The organism is Sutterella sp., from assembly GCF_052272535.1.
In the GTDB taxonomy this organism is placed as follows: Bacteria; Pseudomonadota; Gammaproteobacteria; order Burkholderiales; family Burkholderiaceae_F; genus Sutterella.
The window spans coordinates 1-1,802 of sequence record NZ_DAVZJY010000333.1 but is presented as its reverse complement, the minus strand read 5'-3'; the positions used below and the strand labels follow the sequence as shown (position 1 = coordinate 1,802).

Here is a 1,802-nt window from a genome sequence, read left to right as displayed (position 1 = left end):
TCGAGAGGGCAGAGATGGCAAGAAGCGCTCAGGACATTTGAAACGGTATTTCCTCAGAACTACCCACAACTATGCCTGAAGAGCCCTTTTTTCGAGGTTGCAAAGCTTTGGGGGACTTACGAATGTCCTTTGACCCGGCGATGAGTCCACGCTTCACGGTTGCAGGCCGTCGTCAGTCGGGTCGAGGCTCGGAGGGCTCTCATCATGCAAAAAGGCCCCGGATTCTCATCCGGAGCCTTGATGGCCGCTTGTTCCTTTCGTCGGGTTCTTCCGCTCCGAGGGGCGCCTCCACGAAGAAGTGTGAAGTGAGCCAGGGAGACGCTGCGGGGGAGCGGGAAGATTGACGGCAGGTGCGGCGTGTGGGTTAGTGGCGGACCGTCTGCGGAGCGGATTCGGCCTTGGCGGCGCGTTCAACCCGATCGAAGAAGGATTCCTTCTCGCCCTCTTCGTGCCAGCCCTGGAAGACCGTCGCGACGGCCGGACCGGCGACGTTGTGCCAGAGGGCGGCCAGGGCCGAGGGAAGCGCAGCCATCGGGGAGGCGGCGAAGTGCACGCCGGCGAGGGCGGCGCCGAGGGCCGAGTTCTGCATGCCGACTTCGAAGCACAGGCACTTGCACTTGGCGAGGTCCATGCCCGTCGAGCGGCCGACTAAGAAGCCGAACGCCATGCCAACCGCGTTCTGGATGAAGACGGCGGCGAAGACGAGGAGACCGACCGAGAGGATCTGGTTGCGAGTCGCGGCGACCACGGCCGCAGCGATCACCACGATGGCGCCGACGGAGACGATCGGGAGGGCCGCAACCGCGGCTTCGATGCGCTTGTCGCCGAGAACCTTGTGGACCACGAGGCCGAGGGCGATCGGCAGCAGGATGATCTGGATGATCGAGAGGAACATCGAGGTCGGATCAACGTGCAGCCACTGGTTGGCGAAGACGTACATCAGGCCGGGCGTCATCACGGGCGCAAGAAGCGTCGTGCAGGACGTGACGGTGACCGAGAGGGCGACGTCGCCGCGGGCGAGGAACGTCACGACGTTCGAAGCCGTGCCGCCGGGAGCGCAGCCGAGGAGCATCATGCCCACGGCGAGATCGGGCGGCAGATCAAGCAGCTCGCAGAGCGCGTAGGCCGAGAGCGGCATGATCGTGTACTGGGCGACGACGCCGACGAAGACGTCGCGGGGACGGCGGAAGATCTCCCGGAAGTCCGCGGCCGAGAGCGTGAGGCCCATGCCGAACATCACGACGCCGAGGAGGTAGGGGACGTAGGGACCAACCTGTTTGAATTCCGCAGGGAAAATGAACCCGAGTATTCCAAACACGACGACCCACAGGGCGAAGGTCTTGTTGACGAACTGGCTCACTTTCACTAGGTACTTCATTTCTTCAAACAGGCGAATGCGTTATTGGCGCATTGCCTCCCAAAAAGCTGTAAAGCTGAAGAGAGATTTCATGGTCTTTCAGGCCTTGATTTCGGCCGCCCACAAAAGTTGTTCGAAGCGGAGGAAAATCCGCCGCCTCTGACGCGGACCGCCGGGAATGCGCATCCCTTTGAGTCCGGACGACCCGGGGAAGGGTTTCCCGCGGGGCGTTTGATCAATTTACAGAAGGAAACGGGCTTTTTGAGTGCGTGCGGGTTTCGAAACGGGGCGAAGATGTGCACTTCATGATCATCTCCAACCGCATTGGGAGATGACTCCTAAGGGAATCCGCTTGGTACTAGGGCGTTTGCCCTACGGGCGCAAGAGGCCTCGGGCGGGCGGAACGGCCTCGAAGGCGGAATGCGGGCATGCGGATCCGCGGCGG

Annotated in this window: 1 protein-coding gene; it reads right to left on the bottom strand. The window is 62.2% G+C overall.

Annotation, left to right across the window (positions count from 1 at the left end; genetic code table 11):
- Window positions 1-364 precede the first annotated feature (364 nt).
- Complete coding sequence (locus tag ACT6Y9_RS10750; RefSeq protein WP_443744525.1) at window positions 365-1,378, bottom strand: bile acid:sodium symporter family protein; 1,014 nt, start codon at window positions 1,376-1,378, stop codon at window positions 365-367.
- Between the last annotated feature and the right edge of the window lie 424 nt (window positions 1,379-1,802).

Bases quoted from the DNA above. Each gene is read 5' to 3' on its own strand.
- ACT6Y9_RS10750 (WP_443744525.1), bottom strand. From the start codon at position 1,378: ATGAAGTACCTAGTGAAAGTGAGCCAGTTCGTCAACAAGACCTTCGCC.